15 protein-coding genes are annotated in these 18,222 nt (G+C 68.3%); 9 read left to right on the top strand and 6 right to left on the bottom strand.

What is annotated here, in order from left to right; genetic code table 11:
* The 4 genes from ABZS43_RS06470 to ABZS43_RS06455 all read right to left on the bottom strand — a co-directional run bounded on the left by ABZS43_RS06470 (position 1) and on the right by ABZS43_RS06455 (position 4,226).
* Positions 1-969: a pyruvate dehydrogenase complex E1 component subunit beta gene (locus tag ABZS43_RS06470; RefSeq protein ID WP_355034788.1), complete on the bottom strand. Its 969-nt coding sequence runs from the start codon at positions 967-969 to the stop codon at positions 1-3.
* A complete protein-coding gene (gene pdhA / locus ABZS43_RS06465; protein WP_355034787.1) occupies positions 966-1,958 on the bottom strand; it encodes a pyruvate dehydrogenase (acetyl-transferring) E1 component subunit alpha in 993 nt (330 codons plus the stop codon). The genes ABZS43_RS06470 and pdhA overlap by 4 nt, the downstream gene beginning before the upstream one ends.
* Positions 1,955-3,754, bottom strand: a complete 1,800-nt coding sequence (gene acsA / locus ABZS43_RS06460) for an acetate--CoA ligase (protein ID WP_355034786.1) — start codon at positions 3,752-3,754, stop codon at positions 1,955-1,957. The genes pdhA and acsA overlap by 4 nt, the downstream gene beginning before the upstream one ends.
* 133 nt (positions 3,755-3,887) lie before the next feature.
* Positions 3,888-4,226: a sporulation protein gene (locus tag ABZS43_RS06455; RefSeq protein ID WP_355034785.1), complete on the bottom strand. Its 339-nt coding sequence runs from the start codon at positions 4,224-4,226 to the stop codon at positions 3,888-3,890.
* 503 nt (positions 4,227-4,729) lie between these two features.
* Here ABZS43_RS06455 and ppsA point away from each other — a divergent pair.
* Entirely contained in the window at positions 4,730-7,021 is a 2,292-nt protein-coding gene (ppsA, locus tag ABZS43_RS06450) for a phosphoenolpyruvate synthase (protein ID WP_355034784.1), read from the top strand.
* Between the two features lie 69 nt (positions 7,022-7,090).
* Here ppsA and ABZS43_RS06445 read toward each other — a convergent pair whose 3' ends face one another.
* Together ABZS43_RS06445 and ABZS43_RS06440 are read right to left on the bottom strand one after the other, a co-directional pair.
* Complete coding sequence (locus tag ABZS43_RS06445) at positions 7,091-8,074, bottom strand: NAD(P)H nitroreductase (RefSeq protein ID WP_355034783.1); 984 nt, start codon at positions 8,072-8,074, stop codon at positions 7,091-7,093.
* A gap of 249 nt (positions 8,075-8,323) precedes the next feature.
* Positions 8,324-8,800 carry a nitroreductase family deazaflavin-dependent oxidoreductase gene (locus ABZS43_RS06440; protein WP_355034782.1) on the bottom strand — a complete coding sequence of 159 codons (477 nt, stop codon included), beginning with the start codon at positions 8,798-8,800 and terminating at the stop codon, positions 8,324-8,326.
* Positions 8,801-9,191: 391 nt separating this feature from the next.
* Between ABZS43_RS06440 and ABZS43_RS06435 the strand changes: the two genes are divergently transcribed.
* From ABZS43_RS06435 to ABZS43_RS06400, 8 genes are all read left to right on the top strand, one after another.
* A complete protein-coding gene (locus ABZS43_RS06435; RefSeq protein ID WP_355034781.1) occupies positions 9,192-10,523 on the top strand; it encodes a nucleotide disphospho-sugar-binding domain-containing protein in 1,332 nt (443 codons plus the stop codon).
* Positions 10,524-10,561: 38 nt separating this feature from the next.
* On the top strand, positions 10,562-11,641 hold the full coding sequence (locus tag ABZS43_RS06430) for a polyprenyl synthetase family protein (RefSeq protein ID WP_355034973.1): 1,080 nt from the start codon (positions 10,562-10,564) through the stop codon (positions 11,639-11,641).
* A gap of 12 nt (positions 11,642-11,653) precedes the next feature.
* A complete protein-coding gene (crtI, locus tag ABZS43_RS06425) occupies positions 11,654-13,177 on the top strand; it encodes a phytoene desaturase family protein (protein WP_355034972.1) in 1,524 nt (507 codons plus the stop codon).
* A complete protein-coding gene (locus tag ABZS43_RS06420) occupies positions 13,174-14,130 on the top strand; it encodes a phytoene/squalene synthase family protein (protein WP_355034780.1) in 957 nt (318 codons plus the stop codon). Before crtI ends, ABZS43_RS06420 begins: the two co-directional genes overlap by 4 nt.
* Before the next feature lie 38 nt (positions 14,131-14,168).
* Complete coding sequence (locus tag ABZS43_RS06415; protein WP_355034971.1) at positions 14,169-15,704, top strand: NAD(P)/FAD-dependent oxidoreductase; 1,536 nt, start codon at positions 14,169-14,171, stop codon at positions 15,702-15,704.
* The gene (locus ABZS43_RS06410; protein ID WP_355034779.1) at positions 15,701-16,717 is read left to right on the top strand and encodes a DUF5914 domain-containing protein; all 1,017 of its coding nucleotides are present in this window, start codon (positions 15,701-15,703) and stop codon (positions 16,715-16,717) included. The genes ABZS43_RS06415 and ABZS43_RS06410 overlap by 4 nt, the downstream gene beginning before the upstream one ends.
* A gap of 163 nt (positions 16,718-16,880) precedes the next feature.
* Positions 16,881-17,282: an SCP2 sterol-binding domain-containing protein gene (locus ABZS43_RS06405; protein WP_355034778.1), complete on the top strand. Its 402-nt coding sequence runs from the start codon at positions 16,881-16,883 to the stop codon at positions 17,280-17,282.
* Between the two features lie 35 nt (positions 17,283-17,317).
* Positions 17,318-18,184, top strand: a complete 867-nt coding sequence (locus tag ABZS43_RS06400) for a cytochrome P450 (RefSeq protein ID WP_355034777.1) — start codon at positions 17,318-17,320, stop codon at positions 18,182-18,184.
* Positions 18,185-18,222: the final 38 nt, after the last annotated feature.

Genomic DNA, 18,222 nt, shown 5'->3' with positions numbered 1-18,222 from the left:
TCAGCTCACCACCGCGCGCACCGCGTCGACCACCGCGGCGGGCTGGGGCAGGGCCGCCTCCTCCAACTGCCGGGCGTAGGGGATCGGGACTTCGACGGTGCAGACCCGCCGAATGGGGGCGTCGAGCTCGTAATAGCCGGATTCCGCTGCGCGGGCCGCGATTTCGGAGGCGATGCCGACGCTGCGCCAGCCTTCGTCGACGATCACCAGGTGGTGTGTCCGCGCGATGGATTCCAGGACGGTCGCCTCGTCCAGCGGGCGTAAGGTGCGCAGATCGATCACCTCGGCGGAGATCGATTCGGTGGCCAATTGCTCGGCCGCCGCTTCGGCCACCCGCAGCCCGCCGCCGTAGGCGACGATGGTGACGTCGGTCCCGGCGCGCCGGATCGCCGCGCGCGAGATATCGGTGACCGTGCCCTCGGCGGGCAGTTCGCCCTCGGAGTTGTACAGCGCGATCGGTTCGAAGATCAGCACCGGATCGGGGTCCTCGAGCGCGGCCCACAGCATGCCGCGGGCGTCGGCGACGGTCGCGGGCGACACGACGCGCAAGCCGGGGATATGCGCGTAGAAGGATTCCAGACTGTGCGAATGCTGGGCGCCGAGCTGGCGTCCGGCTCCCGTGGCCATCCGGATCACCAGGGGCACTCCGAGTTGTCCCCCGGACATGTGACGCAAGGTGGCGGCGTTGTTGAGGATCTGGTCGAGGGCGAGCAGGCTGAAGTTGACGGTCATGATCTCGACGATCGGGCGCATGCCGCCCATCGCCGCGCCGATTCCCGCGCCGACGAAGGCCGATTCGCTCAGCGGGGTGTCCCGGATGCGTCGCGGCCCGAATTCGTCGAGCATGCCGCGACTCACGCCGAAGCAGCCGCCGTAGGCGCCGACATCCTCGCCCATCAGGAAGACTCGGTCGTCACGCTGCAACGCCTCGCGGATCGCCGCGGCGATCGCCTCCCGGTAGGTGGTCATGACGGCTCCGCGTAGACGTACTTGGTCAAGTCGGCCACCGGTTCCTCCGGCGCCGCCTCCGCCGCGGCGATGGCGGCGTCCAACTCCGCGTCCGCGGCGGATTCCATTGCGGCGCGCTCTTTTTCATCCAGTTCGCCAGCGGCGTCGAGCGCGGCGCCGAGCACCGTGATGGGATCGCGCGCCTTCCACTGCTCGATCTCGGCCTTGGACCGGTAGCGATCCGCGTCGTAGAGCGAATGCGCGCGGAAACGGTAGGTGCGCAATTCCAGGAAGCACGGGCCGCTGCCTGCCCGGATCGACGCGAGCGCCCGTCGGGTGGCCGCCGCGACCGCGACCGCGTCCATTCCGTCCACCGGCCACGACACCAGCCCGTAGGAGGCCGCGCGCAACGCGAGATCGGTGTTCGCGTGCTCGCGGGCCAGCGCCGTCCCCATCGCGTACCTGTTGTTCTCACAGGCGAACAGCACAGGAAGCCGCCACAGGGCGGCGAGATTGAGGCATTCGTGGAACTCACCCTCGGCGACCGCACCGTCACCGAACAGACACACCGTCACCGCGTCGCGCCCGCGCATGGCATCCGCCAGCGCGAGCCCGACGGCGACCGGCAGCCCGCCGCCGACGATCGCGTTACCCCCGTAGAAACGGAGATCGGCGTCGAACAGGTGCATCGATCCGCCGCGGCCGCGGCTGCAGCCGGTCGAGCGGCCGAACATCTCGGCCATCAGCGCCGTCATCGAAATGCCGCGAGCGATGGCGTGGCCGTGCTCGCGGTAGGTCGAGACCACCGCGTCCTCCTGGGTCAGCTCGCCGAGCAAACCGGCCGCGACCGCTTCCTCCCCGATGTAGAGATGCAGGAACCCGCGGATCTTCTCGGCGCTGTAGAGCTGCACGCAACGCTGTTCGAAATGACGAATGCGAATCATCTGCCGCAGCAGAGCGATCCGGTCGAAGGAACCTGATTCGATCGGGGTGTTATCGATCTCGATCATGACGAGCCTTCCAGGGTCGACACGTCACCCTCGGGTAATCCGAGTTCGCGAGCCTTGAGCAGTCTGCGCATCACCTTGCCGCTGCGGGTATGCGGAAGCGCGGTGGTGAACTCGATGGCCTTCGGCGCCACCGCGCCCAGTGCCTTGCGCCCGAAGGCGAGCAGTTCGGCGCGCAGTTCCTCATCGGGCGCGTAGCCGGGGCGCAGGAGTACGAATGCCTTGACCAGTTCGCCCGCCACCGGGTCCGGGGTCCCGATGACCCCCGCTTCGGCCACCGCGGGATGTTCCAGCAGCGTGCTTTCCACCTCGAACGGTCCGACCAGGTGGCCCGCGGATTTGATGACGTCGTCGGCGCGTCCGACGAACCAGTAGTAGCCGTCCGCGTCCCGGCGAGCCAGGTCGCCGCTGAGGTACCAGCCACCCGCGAAGCACTGCGCGTAGCGTTCCGGCTCGCCCCAGTAGGCCCGAAACATCGATGGCCAGCCGGGCCGCAGCGCCAGCTCCCCCACCTCACCCGGTTCGGCCGGGGTCACGGCCCCGTCGACGACCGCGGCGCGCCCGTCCTGGCCGCGGCGCAACGTGACCGCCTCGACGCCGGGCAGCGGGCGTCCCATGGAGCCGGGACGTATCTGCGTGGCGGCCAGGTTGGCGATCATGATCGCACCGGTCTCGGTCTGCCACCAGTTGTCGTGTATCGGGTGCCCGAGGGCTCGTTCGCCCCAGACCACCACTTCCGGGTTCAGCGGTTCCCCGACGCTGGTGACGAAACGCAGCGCCGACAGGTCGGTGCCTTCCGGAGGATGGTCACCGAGTCGCATGAGCATCCGCAAGGCGGTCGGAGCGGTGTACCACACCGATACCCGCTGTTCGTCGAGGACGCGGTACCAACGTTTGGCGTCGAATTCGGCTTCGTCACTGATCACCGTGGCGCCGAGGCACAGGGGTGCGATGACCCCGTAGGACATGCCGGTGACCCAGCCGGGGTCGGCGGTGCACCAGAAGATGTCACCGGCACGCAAGTCGAGGGCATACCCGGCGGTGACCCGATGGGCGAGGACCGCCCCGTGCACATGCAGGGCGCCTTTCGGCTTGCCCGTGGTTCCGCTGGTGAAATGCAGCAGCGCCGGATCTTCGGGACCGGTGTGGGCGGGCGCGCATTCGTCGTCGGCCTCCGCCATCGCGGTGCGCAGGTCGACGCCGTCGGGCCCGCCGTCGGTGAGGAGAACGGTTCGCACGGTGGGAACAGCGTCGCGAATGGGGCCGATCTTTCGGCGGTACAGCGCCGCGGTGGTCACCACTGCCGCCGCGCCCGCGATCACCAGGCGCTGGCGCACCGGCTCTGGTCCGAACGCCGAGAACAGTGGCGAGACCACACAGCCCGCCTTCAGCGCACCCAGCACCGCGATATACAACTCGGGGGTACGCCCGAGCAGCATGCAGACTCGATCGCCACTGTGTATTCCGTTGTCGCGAAGGACATTCGCGAACTTGCTCGTCGCCGCGGCGAGCTCGGCATAGGTGTAGTCGACGATCTCCCCGTCGGCGCGTAACCAACGCAACGCGACGACATCGGCGGTCGGGGTACCGAGGTGCCGATCGACCGCTTCCCACGCGATGTTCACACCACCGCCGGGTAGACCGGCCAATTGCGGCGCCGCCGCGTCCCAGCTGAACTCACGACAGGCTCGGTCGTAGTCGGCGACGTTGGCCTGCGAGCATTCCGACGGCGACTTCTCGATGGGCGCCCATCCGGCGAAGCCGCCCACCGGCTCACCCGCGGCGGTTGTCTCGGTCATATCGTCATCGTCTCGATTCCAGATCCTCGATGGCAGAGCAACTCGCCCACCGAATCAGGGGCACAAGTCCCCAATCGAATGGCCTTCGATCGACCAGGCGCAGACCCCTGCGCCCGCCGAGGCGGGCTCGACGTCAGCTGACGCCGTTGGCGATTCGCGCCCCGACGAGTAACGCGGTTACGGTTACGGTTACGGCACCGACGATCACCGCGAGCCGATTGACATCGACAGCGGGCTGCCAGGTCAATCGACCGTCCTTGATCACATAGACGCCGACCGGCTTGGCACCGAGCCCGAATCCGCCTCCTGAGCCCTGGCCGCCGTCCTTATCGCTGCCGACGCCCGCTCCACCTCCGCCGGACACCGCCGCCACCTCGATGATGGTGAGGCCGCCGCTCTCCACCGGGTCGGAATAGACGCGCCGAACCGTCAGAGAATCCTTCGCCAAGGTCATCAACTCGTCGATCTTCATGTGGTGAAACCCATCTCGTCCGACTCGACCGGGCGGACACCCGGTCGAGTCGATTCTCCGCGCCCGCGCCTGCCGCGCCGAGAGTCTTTCGACCCGGTATCGAAGGCGTTACGGCATCGGCGCCGATCGCGGGCCGCGCTGCCCCGAAGTCCCTTCACTCGGAGTCGTTCGGCACTGTGAGACACCCGCGTGCGGCATGCATACTCGCACCAACGTGCCAACCGGAAGGAAACTATCGTGAACTGGCCTACCGCGGCGGTCATCATCGCCATCGTCTTCGCCATCATGGTGATCGTCTCGACCTACCTGTCGAGCCGGAAACCCTGACGGTGCGAACCGCAAGCACCCGCCCGCTCGATGTCGCAGGCCGACCGCCGCGCACTCGCCGCACAGCAGATGAGGCCGTTGGTCCCCGAGGCCCGGGCACGACGGCCCTGACCGAGACACCCATCACTGCGCGAAGCTGAGTCGACCCCAGTTCAGATGCGCAGATCGGAGTTGATATGGGCGACTTTATAGCCGATTTCGGTGAGTTACGACTCACCGATTCCGATATCGCAGGAGGCAAAGGCGCGAATCTCGGCGAGTTGGTCGCCGCGAAACTACCCGTCCCCCCGGGCTTCGTTATCCTGCGTTCCTGCTACGAGCGGGTGATCACCGCGGGCCCGGACGGCGCCGAACTGGACCGCCTGCACGGCGAGGCGCTCGACGCGGTCACCGACGAGTCGAAAGTGGCGCAGATATGCCTGCGGATGCGCGAACTCGTGCACCACGCCGCGCTCGACGGCGTCGTCCGCGAGGCTATCCTGTCCGCGTATCACGCACTCGGTGACCAGGTTCCCGTCGCGGTCCGATCATCGGCGATCGGCGAGGACAGTGCCACCTCTTCGTTCGCGGGCATGAATATCTCGCGGACCAATGTGCACGGCGACGAGAAGCTCCTCGAAGCCGTGATCGACTGCTGGGCATCACTTTTCACTCCTCGCGTGGTCACCTACCGGGCCCGGCGCGGCATGCGCGGGCGACCGGTGATGGCCGTCGTGGTCCAGCGCATGGTGAGCGCGCGGCGCTCGGGGGTCGCCTTCACCGCCGACCCGTCGACCGGACGCCGGGACCGGGTGGTGATCGAAGCCGCCCGCGGCCAAGGTGAGGTAGTCGTGTCCGGCGCCACCGAACCCGATACCTATCTCTTCGACGCGGCAGGCCCGACCCAACTCGAAACTCGCACGGGCCACCAGGATTACGCGATCGTCGCCGGAACCGATGGCGATCGCCAGGTCACCCTGTCCGACGCCGAGGCCGCCGCTCCCGTGCTCGACGCGGCGCAGGCAGTGGCCGTAGCCCGGCTCGCGCTCGACGTGCAGAAGCACCACGACGGCATCCCCCAGGACGTCGAATGGGTTTTCGATGACGATGCCCTGTGGCTGGTGCAGGCACGCCCCATCACCACACTGCACGACGAACCGGCCCGACCCCCGATAGCGGGGCCGGCGCCGACGCGCATTCTGGTGCGCGGCCTGGCCGCGGCTCCCGGAATCGCGGACGGTGTCGTGCGGGTGCTCTCCTCACCCGCCCAGGGACACTCGCTGCGAGACCGCGAAATCCTGGTCGCCCCGATGACCAACCCGGACTGGCTGCCGACCCTGACACGCGCGGCGGCGGTGGTCACCGACAACGGCGGTATGACCTGTCATGCCGCGATCGTCGCGCGTGAGCTCGGTATACCGTGTGTCGTCGGCGCCCGCATCGCGACAACGACATTGGCGGATGGCGCAGTGGTCACAGTGGACGGGGCGGCGGGTGAAGTCCGGGCCGGACGGGCCGAACCGGCCGTGACCGACGCCCGCCCCGTCGCGACCGCCCCCCACGGTGAGGTTCGCGTGCCCACCGCGACTCGCGTCTACGTCAATCTCGGGCTCCCGGACGCCGCCGAACGGGTCGCCGCGGGTGATGTCGACGGCGTCGGCCTGCTCCGCGCGGAAACCCTGCTGACCCACGCACTCGGCGGCAGACACCCCAGGGACCTGATCGCACGCGGCGAGGAACATCTGTTCGTCGACCGCATGGCGGAATCGCTGCATCGCATCACAGCGGCGTTCCAGCCACGCCCCGTCATCTATCGGGCGACGGATTTCCGCACCAACGAGTTCCGGGCGCTGACCGGCGGCACTCGTTACGAGCCCGTCGAACACAATCCGATGATCGGCTACCGCGGCTGCTACCGCTATATTCGCGAACCCGAGTTGTTCACCCTCGAAATGACCGCGCTCGCTCGCGTCCGCGAACGAACACCCAACCTGCACTTGATGATTCCATTCGTGCGCACCCGCTGGGAGTTGGCGGCGTGTCTGGAACTGGTCGACGCGAGCCCACTCGGACGCCAGCGAGGCATGCACCGCTGGGTCATGGCGGAAGTCCCATCCGTCGTGCACTGGCTCCCCGAATATATCGGCTTGGGAATCGACGGGGTCTCCATCGGTAGCAACGATCTCACCCAACTCATGCTCGGCGTCGACCGTGATTCCGAACAGTGCGCCGAACTCTTCGACGAATCCGATCCCGCGGTCCTCGACGCCATCGGGCAGATCGTCTCGACCGCGCGGCGGCACGGCATCACCTCGTCGCTGTGTGGTCAGGCGCCGTCGAATCGTCCGGAGTTCGCCGAGTACCTGGTGCGCATGGGTATCACCTCGATCTCGGTGACACCCGACGCCGCGGTCGCCACCCGGGCCGCTGTCGCCGCCGCCGAACGACGCCTCCTGCTCGATCACGCGATCGCCGACCGGCAGACCTGATCGGATACTCCACAAACAGATAGCGGGACGGCCGGTCGGCCGTCCCGCTATCGCGTGAAGTGGCGGCGATCAGTCACTGATCTCGAACGGATCCAACACCTCGTCGAGCGCGCGCCGGGGAGTCTCCTGCAGCGCAGGGGCGCTCGACGGCGCCCAACCGAGTCGGACGATCACCTGGGGGTAGGCCGAGTCATCGAGCACACCCACCCGGACCTGACGACGCAATTCCGCGATCTCCAGCGCCTCGGTGAGCGCGCAGGTAGCGAGGCCGACATTGGTGGCGGTCAGCAGGACCGCGCTCAACGCTTCCCCGGCGCGCAACCGGGACACCCTGTCGTCGGCGGAGGTGCCGAGAACCAGCAACTCCGCGGAATCGGGTTCATGTGCCGAATCCACCAGCTGCGCTCCGGCGAAGTGCCGGGCGGGCAGTTCGTCGCCGGATCGTGGGCTCGGGGCGTTCTGGGCGGGCACTCCGTCCGGGGTGCTGTGCCGACCGCTCCAGATCGTCAGTTCGAACAGGTAATCCGGATCCTGCCCGTGCTGGGCAGCGGCGGCCCGGACGGTTTCGACCAAGCGGTCGCGCTCGAGATCGGTCACCGGGCGCAGGATCGCGCCGAACGCACCGGCACGTTCGATCAACAGCCCGTGATTTCCGGGCGGCATCGGCCACGAGCTGTAATGCCTTCTGTCGGTTCGGCGCCGCGTGATCGCCGCGCTCAGTGCGACCTCCAGCGGCGTGGGGCGATGCCGCACCAACTCGATAGCGGCGAGATGGTTCGGATCGTCGGGATTGGGCATGCGGTGCACGACGGCCGACCAGCCGAGCGCGGCCGACGCCACGCTGAAATGATGCAGGGCCGCGCCGCAACTCAGCAACATATCCCGCTGGTCCGGGTCGGTCGCTGGCAGCGCTCGGGTCGGATCCAGGTACAGGTGGACCGTGCGATCGCCTATTCGCCACCGCCACGGCTGCGTGTTGTGAACCGACGGCGCCCGCACCGCGAGCGAAAGCGCTGCCTTGACGGTGTCGTCGTCGGGCATTCCGTGTTCCATGTCGTCATCCTTCGGTCGATGTCGCTACACGGTCCCACCGCCACCTCCGCGCTGAGAAGGGCCCGACGGCCCTGTCGGCAGGGACTTCGGACGCATTCGCGGCCAACGACATCGCGGCCCGACCCTGCCGCATGGACGGCTATCTCGCAGATATCGAGGCCCTTCCAGTGGCCTGATCCCAGCACGAATCGGCCCCGCTGAGGCGCAGCGCTCGACCACCGGACACGCGTACGCAGACTCGGGAGTCGTCTACTCCCGAGCCGCCGGGTCGATTCGGAACACCGGATAGTCCTGGGCGACGCGCTCGAATTCGGCAAGTGGGGCCTTCGGGCTCACCGGGATGTGGGGACGCGCGCCCGGCGCCACGCGCAGGTACTCTCGCAGGATCGGGGCACGCTGATCGGGCTCGATCTCCACGAGATGGACCGCGTCTTCGCGGCCGTAGCGCAGCACCGCCGCGCCATCGGCGGCGGCCAGGTTGCGCACCCAGTTCACGTTGTTCCCCAGCATGGAAACGAGATAGCGTCCGCCGTCGAATTCCGCCAGCGCTACCGGGAACCAGATCACGCGACCGCTGCGGCGCCCGCGAATCCCCAGGGCCGCGACCCGCTTCGGCGCGACGCCTGTCGCGAAAAGCCATGCCGAGAAACGGTTCTGAATGCGGGCGAACGGATTCGGCCTGCCGCTGCGATACAGCCAACGCAGGTAGCTGTCGTATCCCCACATGATGCACTCCTCGGATATGGCCGGTTGTGTAACCACTCTCGCACAGCGTCGACTGGCACCGAGAGGGGCCAAAGACCTTCCCGATGGGCGCCATCGGGCCGCAGCCGAACTGGCGGGACAAAGGCGCGGCGGCGTTCGGACGAGTGCGCCGACCGCCAGGGTGACATCTCCGAAACAGTTTCCGATCGGTGCGCATCGAATATGCATCATTCTACGTAAGATGGGTTGGTCTGCTTGGGAAGGGTCGTTATGGGTAGCACCCGTATGTGTTTCTCCGGGCGGGTCGGAAACGCTCGCGCTCAGCTGCCGCGCCGCGACGGCCGCGGCGCGGAGGTCGGCTGCCCGTGGGCGCGCGGGCACCGGCGGATTCGTCGAGCGCGGGGGTAGCGCCGTGGCACGGTACCTACTCGCCGCCAGCCCCATCCCCGGGCATGTGACGCCCATGATCGCGGTCGCGGCCGACCTGCGGCGTCGCGGACACGAGATCGCGCTGCTCACCGGCGCGGCATTCCGTCCGGCTGTCGTCCGGGCGGGAGTTCGGCCGCTGCTGCTCCCCGCGGCGGCACACCCCCGGCCGATCACGCCGCGGCGCGGGCCGCTACCGGATGTGGTGCGGCGTTGGCGCACCGGTCGCGCGGAGTTGCTGTCCGGTTTCCTCGCGCCGCTCACCTCCCAATACGCCGCCTTGGCGACCGCATCGAAACGCGATCGGTACGACGCCGTGCTGGTCGACGTGATGTATACGGGGGCGATTCCGTTTCTGCTGTCCGAACGGCCAAGGCCACCGGTCCTCGCGTGCGGTGTCGTGCCGCTCATGCTGTCCAGCGCGGATACGCCTCCGTTCGGGATCGGGTGGCGACCGCGAGCCGGTCGCGACTACACGACGATGAACAGGTTCGTGCACGACGTGCTTTTCCGGGCAGATCAGGCGCGGCTGGACGCGGCCCTGCGGGAGCTCGCGGTGGCGCGCGCGCCGGTCTTCTTCCTGGATTGGCCGGTTCTCGCCGACCGGATCCTGCAATTCACCGTGCCCGGTTTCGAGTATCCCCGCCGCGATCTGCCGTCCTCGGTGGTATTCACCGGACCCGTTCCTCCACCCGCCGATACGGAGCCCGCGTCCCCGGACCGCTGGGATGTGCTCGATCGCGGGCGAACGGTCGTTCTTGTCACGCAGGGAACGTGGGACAACGCCGATCTCGGTCAACTGATCCGCCCGACTCTGTCGGCCCTCGGCGGACGCGACGATCTGGTCGTCGTGGCCACAACCGGCGGCTCGTCGGCGCCGATCGGACCGGTGCCCGCGAACGCGATGGTCCTCGACTACGTGCCGTACTCGCGGCTGTTACCCCATGTCGATGTCATGATCACCAATGGCGGATACGGCGGCGTGCAGCAGGCGCTGGGCCACGGCATACCCGTGATAGTCGCGGGTGATACCGCCGACAAACCGGAAATCGCGGCACGGGCAGCGCATTTCGGCGCGGGCATCGACTTGGGCACCGCGCGCCCGCGACCCGACCGGATCGCCGCGGCCGTGGATCGCCTGCTGAGCGCCGACGCCTACCGCGCCGGGGCGCGTCGGCTAGCGGCCGACATGGCGAATCACACTCCGTTCGAGACGATCGCACAGGTTCTCGCATCGCTGCCCCGGCCGCCGCGCGCACGACCGTCCGCGGGTCATGGGCACCGCGTTCGAAGTATTCGAGAGAGGAGACGCAGGTGAGCATCACACACATCGGCCCGGCGTGGCCACCGGCGGCCGTGGATACGGGAGCGGGCCTGCCCGACATCGCCGTCGGATTCGACGGGTGGCGCGCGGAGGTGCGCACGCGGGTACTCGACGAGGTCGCCGGTTTCCTGCGCGGGGTCCGGACCGATGGATTGCGCTCGGCGGCAGTCGAAGACGTCCTTCGGCAATACGCCGTCGGGGGTAAATGCCTGCGGTCCGGCTTCATGTATCTGGGATGGCTGTGCGGCGCCGAACCGGATGACGCCGCACTGCGGGCGGCGGCGAGCCTGGAACTGCTGCACGCGTTCGCCCTGCTTCAGGACGACGTCATGGATGACGCCGCATTGCGTCGCGGCGCACCCGCGGCGCATATCCGACTGTCCGAAGGGTACGGGCACGACGGCGTCGAATCCGCCGTGCGTTTCGGGGCGTCGGCCGCGACCCTGCTCGGTGATATGTGCCTGGTGTGGGCCGAGCGGATGCTGCGCGAAAGCGGTGTCGATGCCGCCGCGCTGGCGCGGGTGTGGCCAGGCTACGACGAGATGCGGATCGAGCTCGCGGTCGGTCAATACGCGGATCTGACCAATGACGTCCGTGATCGGCCCGCGCTGGAAGAGGTACTCGCGATCGCTCGCGCGAAATCCGGGAACTACACCGTCGCGCGCCCGTTGGAACTCGGCGCGGCGATGGCCGGATGCGCCGAGGAAACGCTGATGATGCTGAGCCGCTACGGAACTCGTATCGGTGAGGCATTCCAGCTGCGTGACGACCTGCTCGGCGTCTTCGGTTCGGCGGCCGTCACCGGCAAACCCGAGGACAGCGACCTCGGGCAGCACCGGGCGACCACGGTCGTCGTCGTGGCACTCGAATCGGCCGACCCCGCGACCCGGCGGGAACTGTCGGAGCTGGCGAGCCGCCCGGCACTCGACCAGGCCGCGATCACCCGATGCCGGGACCTGATCGGCGCGTCCGGCGCACCCGAACGCGTCGAGGCGATGATCGCCGACCGCGTCGACGAGGCGAGGAGTGCGCTACGAGCCTGCTCGCTGCCCTCCGGTCGGCGGGCCGCACTGGACCAGATGGCGCTGCTGTGTACCGCGCGGCAGATGTGAGGAGGTCCGATGATGCGCACCGTCAAGGGTCCTACCGACCACATCGTGGTGGTGGGGGCCGGACTGGCCGGTCTGTCGGCCGCCCTGCATCTCGCCGGACGCGGACGCGCTGTGACGGTGGTGGAGCGGGCCGCGGTACCGGGCGGCCGCATGGGCCGCCTCGATCTGGACGGCTACCGGATCGATACCGGACCGACCGTGCTGACGATGCCCGATCTGATCGATGAGGTCTTCGAGGCGGTCGGGGAACGGGCGGGCGATCGCCTGGAGCTGATGCCGGTCGCGCCCGCCTATCGTGCGCGCTACGCCGATGGGCGCACCCTCGACGTGCACAGCGACGAGGAGACCATGGTGCGAGCCGTCACCGAATTCGCCGGTGCGGGCCAAGCCGAAGGCTACCGGCGGCTGCGTCAGTGGCTGACCCGGCTCTACCACGTGGAGTTCGATCGTTTCATCGCCACCAATGTCGATTCGCCGCTGTCGATGCTGACCCCGGCACTCGCGCGGCTGACAGCGCTCGGCGGCTTCGGCGGCTGGGACCGCCGGGTCGCCGAATTCATCAGCGATCCGGATCTGCGCCGAATCTTCACCTTCCAGTCGCTCTACGCCGGTGTCGCACCCGAGCGGGCGCTCGCGGTCTACGCCGTGATCGCCTATATGGACACCGTGGCGGGCGTCTATTTTCCGCGCGGCGGAATGCGCGCGCTGCCCAACGCACTCGCCGCCGCGGCCGAAGCCGCCGGGGTGCGATTCCGCTACGAGACCACGGTGACGGGACTGGTGCGCGAGGGGTCGGCCATCAGTGCCGTGCACACCGACCGGGACGAGCGAATCGCGTGTGACGCTGTGGTACTGACGACCGAACGGCACCGCGCCTACGAGCTGCTCGGACATCATTCCCGGCGGCCGTTTCCGGTCCGGGCCGCCCCGTCCGCGGCGATTCTGCATATCGGGTGCGATCGTGGCGCTCTCGATATCCCGCACCACTCACTGCTGTTCGGCGCGGCATGGGAATCGGCCTTCCGCGACATCATCCGGGACGGGCGGGTCATGTCCGATCCCTCGCTGCTGGTCACCCGGCCCACCGCGAGCGATCCCGCGCTGGCCCCGCGGGGCCGGGAACTGCTCTATGTCCTCGCGCCGGTCCCGAATCTGGAGCGAGGCGAGATCGACTGGCCGCACTTCGCCACCGAGTATGCCGAGCAGATCCTCGACATACTCCGGGAGCGTCTCGACACCGACGCGTTCCGCGACGCCGAACTGCTTCGCGTGGTCACACCCGCCGATTGGGCCGCCCAGGACATGCTCGCCGGTAGTCCCTTCGCCTTGGCGCACACCTTCACCCAGACCGGTCCGTTCCGGCCCGCCAACATGATTCGCGACATCGACAACGCCGTACTCGCGGGCGGCTCCACCGTGCCCGGTGTCGGCATACCTCCGGTGCTGATCTCCGGACGTCTCGCCGCGGACCGCGTCACCGGCGCCGTCCGCGCCACCACATCCACCCGCCCCTACAGCCGATCGGATCCGACATGACGCGCACCGAACTCGACGCGGCGGGTATCACCGATCCGTCCCTGCGCCGATCGTACCGACTCTGCCGGGAACTCAATGCCCGGCACGGCAAGACGTTCTTCCTGGCGACCCGGCTGCTCGCCCCGGATCAGCGACCCGCCGTGCACGCGCTCTACGGCTTCGCCCGCCGCGCCGACGACATACTCGACGACTTCGACGCCCGACTCACCACCGCCGAACGCGCCGCTCGATTGGACACTCTGGCCGCGCAATTCGAGCACGCGGACGCGGACGGCGACCCGGTGCTCGCCGCGGTTCTGCATACCGCCGCCCGCTATCACATCCGCGGTGATCTCTTCGACGCGTTCCTGGCATCGATGCGGATGGACCTGTCGGTCACCGACTATCCGGATCGCGCCGCACTGGATCGCTACGTCTACGGATCGGCGGAGGTGATCGGCCTGCAACTGCTGCCGATACTGGGCACGACGGTTCCGGAGTGGGAGGCGGCGCCCTATGCGGCGGCCCTGGGCAAAGCGTTCCAGCTCACCAACTTCCTTCGCGATGTCGATGAGGATCTGGCCCGCGATCGCGTATACCTACCCGCCGACGAACTGGCCGCGCACGGTGTGGATCGGGACCTGCTGTCGTGGTGCCACACGCGCGGCACGGTCGAACCGAGGGTACGCGACGCTCTCGCCGCACAGCACGAAATCACCAGGAAGACATACGAATTCGCACGCGGTGGCATCGAGCGGCTGGCGCCGCGATCACGTCCTTGTGTAGCGACCGCACTGCTGCTGTACTCCGAGATCCTCCAGTGCATCGAGGACCGCGACTTCGAGGTGTTCGGCCGCCGTGCCACCGTCGGAACCCGACGACGCCTGCGAGTCGGCGCCGAGGGCCTGGTGCGGGCGTGGTGGGCGCGCCGGGGTTCGCACGCGGTGCGCGTCTCATCGGGAGCGATCCGGTGAGCAATGGAACGGCGGTCTACGGCAGGGATAATCGTAGGGTGCGGTACCCGGGTGCGCCCGGACTGCCCGACGTCGGTGCGGACGGGGCGCGGCCCCGAGCGGTGGTGATCGGGGCCGGAATCGCGGGTTCGGCGGCTGCGACCGGGCTGGCCGAGCGGGGCTTTCACGTCGAGGTGATCGAGCGCGAACGATATCTGGGCGGGCGGGTAGGCGGCTGGACCGAGCGGCTGTCCGACGGCACCGAGGTGGGGATGAACCGCGGCTTCCACGCCTTCTTCGCCCAGTACTACAATCTGCGGAAGTTGTTGGTGCGCGGCGATCCTCGGCTGAGCCGATTCCGCCGCCTCGACGACTATCCGCTCGCCGGCTCCGACGGACGCCTCGACACCTTCCGGGACCTGCCGCGCACCCCACCGTGGAACGCGCTCGCCTTCGCCCTGCGCAGCCCGAGCTTCCAACTTCGTGATCTGATCCGCATAGACGCGCGTGCCGCCGCACCACTGGCCGCGGTGTCGGTCCCGCGGATCTATGAGCAACTCGACCACCTCGACGCCGAAACCTTCCTGCGCGGCATCAATTTTCCGCCCGCGGCCCGCCACCTCGCCTTCGAGGTCTTCTCCCGCAGCTTCTTCGTCGAGCCGCGGCATATGTCCGCGGCGGAACTCGCGACCATGTTCCACATCTATTTTCTCGGCTCCAGTGAAGGACTGATATTCGATGTGGCACGGGACAACTTCGATATCGGCCTGTGGACGCCGCTGGCGGAATACCTCACCGCGCCGGGAATTTCGGGTCGGCCGGGCCGAGTCGAGTTCCACACCGGCGTCTGCGTCACGAGTATCGACACCGGCGGCGAGGCCACCTTCCGGTTGACCGTCGATACCGGTTCCACCCTCGACGCGGATGCCGTCGTCATCGCCACCGACGTGGCGGGTCTCCGCGATATCGTCGCCGCGTCACCGACGCTGGGGAACGACGAATGGCGTTCGCGCGTCGCCGAATCGGCCGTCGCACCGGCATTCGCTGTGCTGCGGCTGTGGCTCGACCGTCCGGTGCGCCCCGAGCGTCCCGCATTCCTCGGCACCGGCAACCTGCACCCGCTCGACAACATCAGCGTGCTAGAGCGATACGAGAACCAGGCGGCGGCGTGGGCGCGCCGCCATGGCGGAAGCGTCGTCGAATTGCACGCCTACGCGGTGCCGGGCGACGCGGGCGGTGAACTGCGCGACCGCCTGCTGGCGCGGTTGCACGAGCTCTACCCGGAAACCGCCCAGGCGCGCATCGTGGGAGAGAGCATCCTGTGGCGCCAGGACTGCCCGCGGTTCGCCCCCGGTGACTTCGCCCGACGACCGGGCGTGATGACACCGCACCCGCGACTGATGCTCGCGGGCGACGGCATCCGCGTCGATCTGCCCGTCGCCCTGATGGAGCGCGCGGCCACCACCGGATGGCTCGCGGCCAACGCCCTGCTGAGGCAGTGGGGCGCCGCCGAGCACTCCCTGCAAACGGTCCCCGCCGACGGGCGCTCGGCGGTGCTGCGCACCTTGGCCGCACGACGGGAGCGGGTCCGATGAGTGCCGATCGCCATCGGCCGACGTGGCCGAAGAACTCTCCGCTACAGCGCTTCTCGCCGCAAACGTGGGCACGGCAACAGCCGACCTACCAGGACGCCGATCCCGGCCTGATCGCGGCCTCGCTGCGCTGGTCACAGCAGCAACCGTCCGGTAATTGGTACGTCCTCGCCGCCAGCACCGACATTCGCGCGGACCGCCCGTTCGGCGCGCAGATCGGCGGCACGGAGCTCGTCGCGTGGCGAGACGCGGCGGGCGCCTTGCGTATCGGGCCGGGGGCATGCCCGCATCTGGGGGCGCCCCTGGCACTCGCCGAGGTCGACGACACCGCATTGATCTGCCGCTGGCACGGAATGCGTATCGGCGCGACCGAATCGACCCGCTGGTGTCCGTACCCCGGCTACGACGACGGCGTCCTCGCCTGGGTACGGTTGGACGCGCTCGGCGGCGAAACACCCACGGACACACCGATCCTCGGTCCGCGACCCGCGGACGCGACGATGCACGCGGTGACCACGGTGGTGGGCGTGTGCGAACCGCGCGACATCATCGCCAATCGTCTCGATCCCTGGCACGGCGCATGGTTCCACCCCTACTCCTTCGCCCGGCTGCGGGTCACGCGGACACCGCCGCGCGAGGCGATCACCGAGGACAATCACCGATTCGTGCTCGACGTGACCTTCCGCGTGACCCGACGCCTCGGTGTGCCCGTCGAAGCCGAATTCACCTGCCCCGACCCGCGCACCGTCGTCATGCGCATCATCTCCGGCGAAGGAGCGGGCAGTGTCGTCGAAACCCACGCCACCCCGATGGGGTCCGGCCCCGACGGCAGGTCACGTACGGCCGTCGTCGAAGCCGTGATCGCCGATTCGGATCGTCCGGGTTTCCGCCACGCGCACCGGGCTTTACCGCTGCTGCGGCCCCTGATGAAACACGCGGCGACCCGCCTGTGGCGCGACGATATGGCCTACGCCGAACGACGCTACGAACTGCGCACCCGAACCCGCCCCATTTGACGGTCGCAACAGCGATCGGCGCAGGTAGAACACGTCGCGGAGCGGCTGTGTCTACGAAACTCTTGTCAGTAAGATAACTTATGCTATGTTTGCGACAGTGATCCACCGCACACCGCTTCCCCCCGGGTCACTCTTCGGCAGCCGCCACCGAAAGGACTCCCCCATGGCTTTCAGCACGTCCGACGAAGTCCGTCGCTACATCGGTGGAATCTTCGAGGCAGCCTTCGCCGACGACGAACTGCGCGAAAAGCTCTCGGCGACCGGCGTGGTCCTGCGCTCCACCTTCACCGATCCCGACGCGGACATCGTGGTCGACATGGGTGCGGGCAAGGTGCTGCCCGCGGGCGCCGACGCGACCCCCAACGCCACCATGACCATGGCGGCCGAGGTCGGCAACGCCTACTGGCAGGGCAAGATCAATCTCCCGCTCGCGATGGCCAAGGGCAAGATCACAGTCGACGGCAATGTCGCGAGCCTGCTCAAGCTGGCCCCGCTGAGCAAACAACTCTTCCCCGTGTACGTCGAGACGCTGAAGGCCGACGGCCGGACCGACCTCATCGCCTGAGCCCGGTCCACACCACCGAAGCAGTAGGGACAGCAGTGACCGAGCACCACGACCGTCTTCCATACGACGCCGTCGACATCTCCAGCCTCACCTTCTGGGCATCGAGCCAGGAAGAACGCGACCTGCGATTCGCCGAGCTGCGCAGGCGCGACCCGGTGAGCTGGCAACGCCCGGTCGACAGCGCGATCGCGACACCCGAGATCCCAGGATTCTGGGCGGTGACCACCAATGAGCTGATCCGCGAGGTCAGCACCCATCCCGAGCTGTTCTGCTCCGGCGAGGGCACCCAGCTCGAGGAAATCCCCGACGACTTCCGCACGGCCGCGGAGTCGTTCCTCGGCATGGACGGCGAAGAGCACCACGCCGACGATCTCGCGTCGATGTTCGTCTCGATGTCGTTCGCGGGCAACGACACCACCCGCACCACGATCAGCCTTGGCACCAAGACATTCCTGGATCACCCCGACCAGCTGGCGTACCTGATGGCGGATTTCGACGGCCGCATCGACGCCGCGGTCGAGGAAGTTCTTCGATGGGTGACACCGATCATGACCTTCCGCCGCACCGCCACCCGCGATACCGTGCTCGGCGGCAAACAGATCCGCGCGGGCGACTGGGTCGTGATGTATTACGCCTCGGGGAACCGTGACGACAACGCCTTCGACAACCCCTGGACCTTCGACATCACGCGACGGCCGAACGGTCATGTCGCGTTCGGCGGCGGCGGACCCCGCTTCTGCCTCGGCAGCTTTCTCGCCAAGATGATGCTCCGCCATATGTTCGGCGAACTCTTCCACCGCGTGCCCGCACTCACCCTCGGCACCCCGGACCTGCTGGTCGGCAATTTCGCCTGCGCGGTGAAACGCTTGCCGGTCTCGACCACCTGCCCGGTAGCGCGCTGATCGACCTTCTCTCCCCCGCCGCCCGTTCCAGGGGCCGT

Origin of the sequence: Nocardia sp. NPDC005366, from assembly GCF_040606855.1 — a bacterium.
GTDB lineage: Bacteria > Actinomycetota > Actinomycetes > Mycobacteriales > Mycobacteriaceae > Nocardia.
This window is presented reverse-complemented; position numbering and strand designations above follow the sequence as displayed.

Excerpts from the sequence above, each read along its gene's own strand:
- ABZS43_RS06440 (WP_355034782.1), bottom strand. The coding sequence starts at position 8,800 with ATGTGGGGATACGACAGCTACCTGCGTTGGCTGTATCGCAGCGGCAGG.
- pdhA (WP_355034787.1), bottom strand. The coding sequence starts at position 1,958 with ATGATCGAGATCGATAACACCCCGATCGAATCAGGTTCCTTCGACCGG.
- acsA (WP_355034786.1), bottom strand. The coding sequence starts at position 3,754 with ATGACCGAGACAACCGCCGCGGGTGAGCCGGTGGGCGGCTTCGCCGGA.
- ABZS43_RS06455 (WP_355034785.1), bottom strand. The coding sequence starts at position 4,226 with ATGAAGATCGACGAGTTGATGACCTTGGCGAAGGATTCTCTGACGGTT.
- ABZS43_RS06470 (WP_355034788.1), bottom strand. The coding sequence starts at position 969 with ATGACCACCTACCGGGAGGCGATCGCCGCGGCGATCCGCGAGGCGTTG.
- crtI (WP_355034972.1), top strand. The coding sequence starts at position 11,654 with ATGCGCACCGTCAAGGGTCCTACCGACCACATCGTGGTGGTGGGGGCC.
- ppsA (WP_355034784.1), top strand. The coding sequence starts at position 4,730 with ATGGGCGACTTTATAGCCGATTTCGGTGAGTTACGACTCACCGATTCC.
- ABZS43_RS06410 (WP_355034779.1), top strand. The coding sequence starts at position 15,701 with ATGAGTGCCGATCGCCATCGGCCGACGTGGCCGAAGAACTCTCCGCTA.
- ABZS43_RS06420 (WP_355034780.1), top strand. The coding sequence starts at position 13,174 with ATGACGCGCACCGAACTCGACGCGGCGGGTATCACCGATCCGTCCCTG.
- ABZS43_RS06445 (WP_355034783.1), bottom strand. The coding sequence starts at position 8,074 with ATGGAACACGGAATGCCCGACGACGACACCGTCAAGGCAGCGCTTTCG.
- ABZS43_RS06405 (WP_355034778.1), top strand. The coding sequence starts at position 16,881 with ATGGCTTTCAGCACGTCCGACGAAGTCCGTCGCTACATCGGTGGAATC.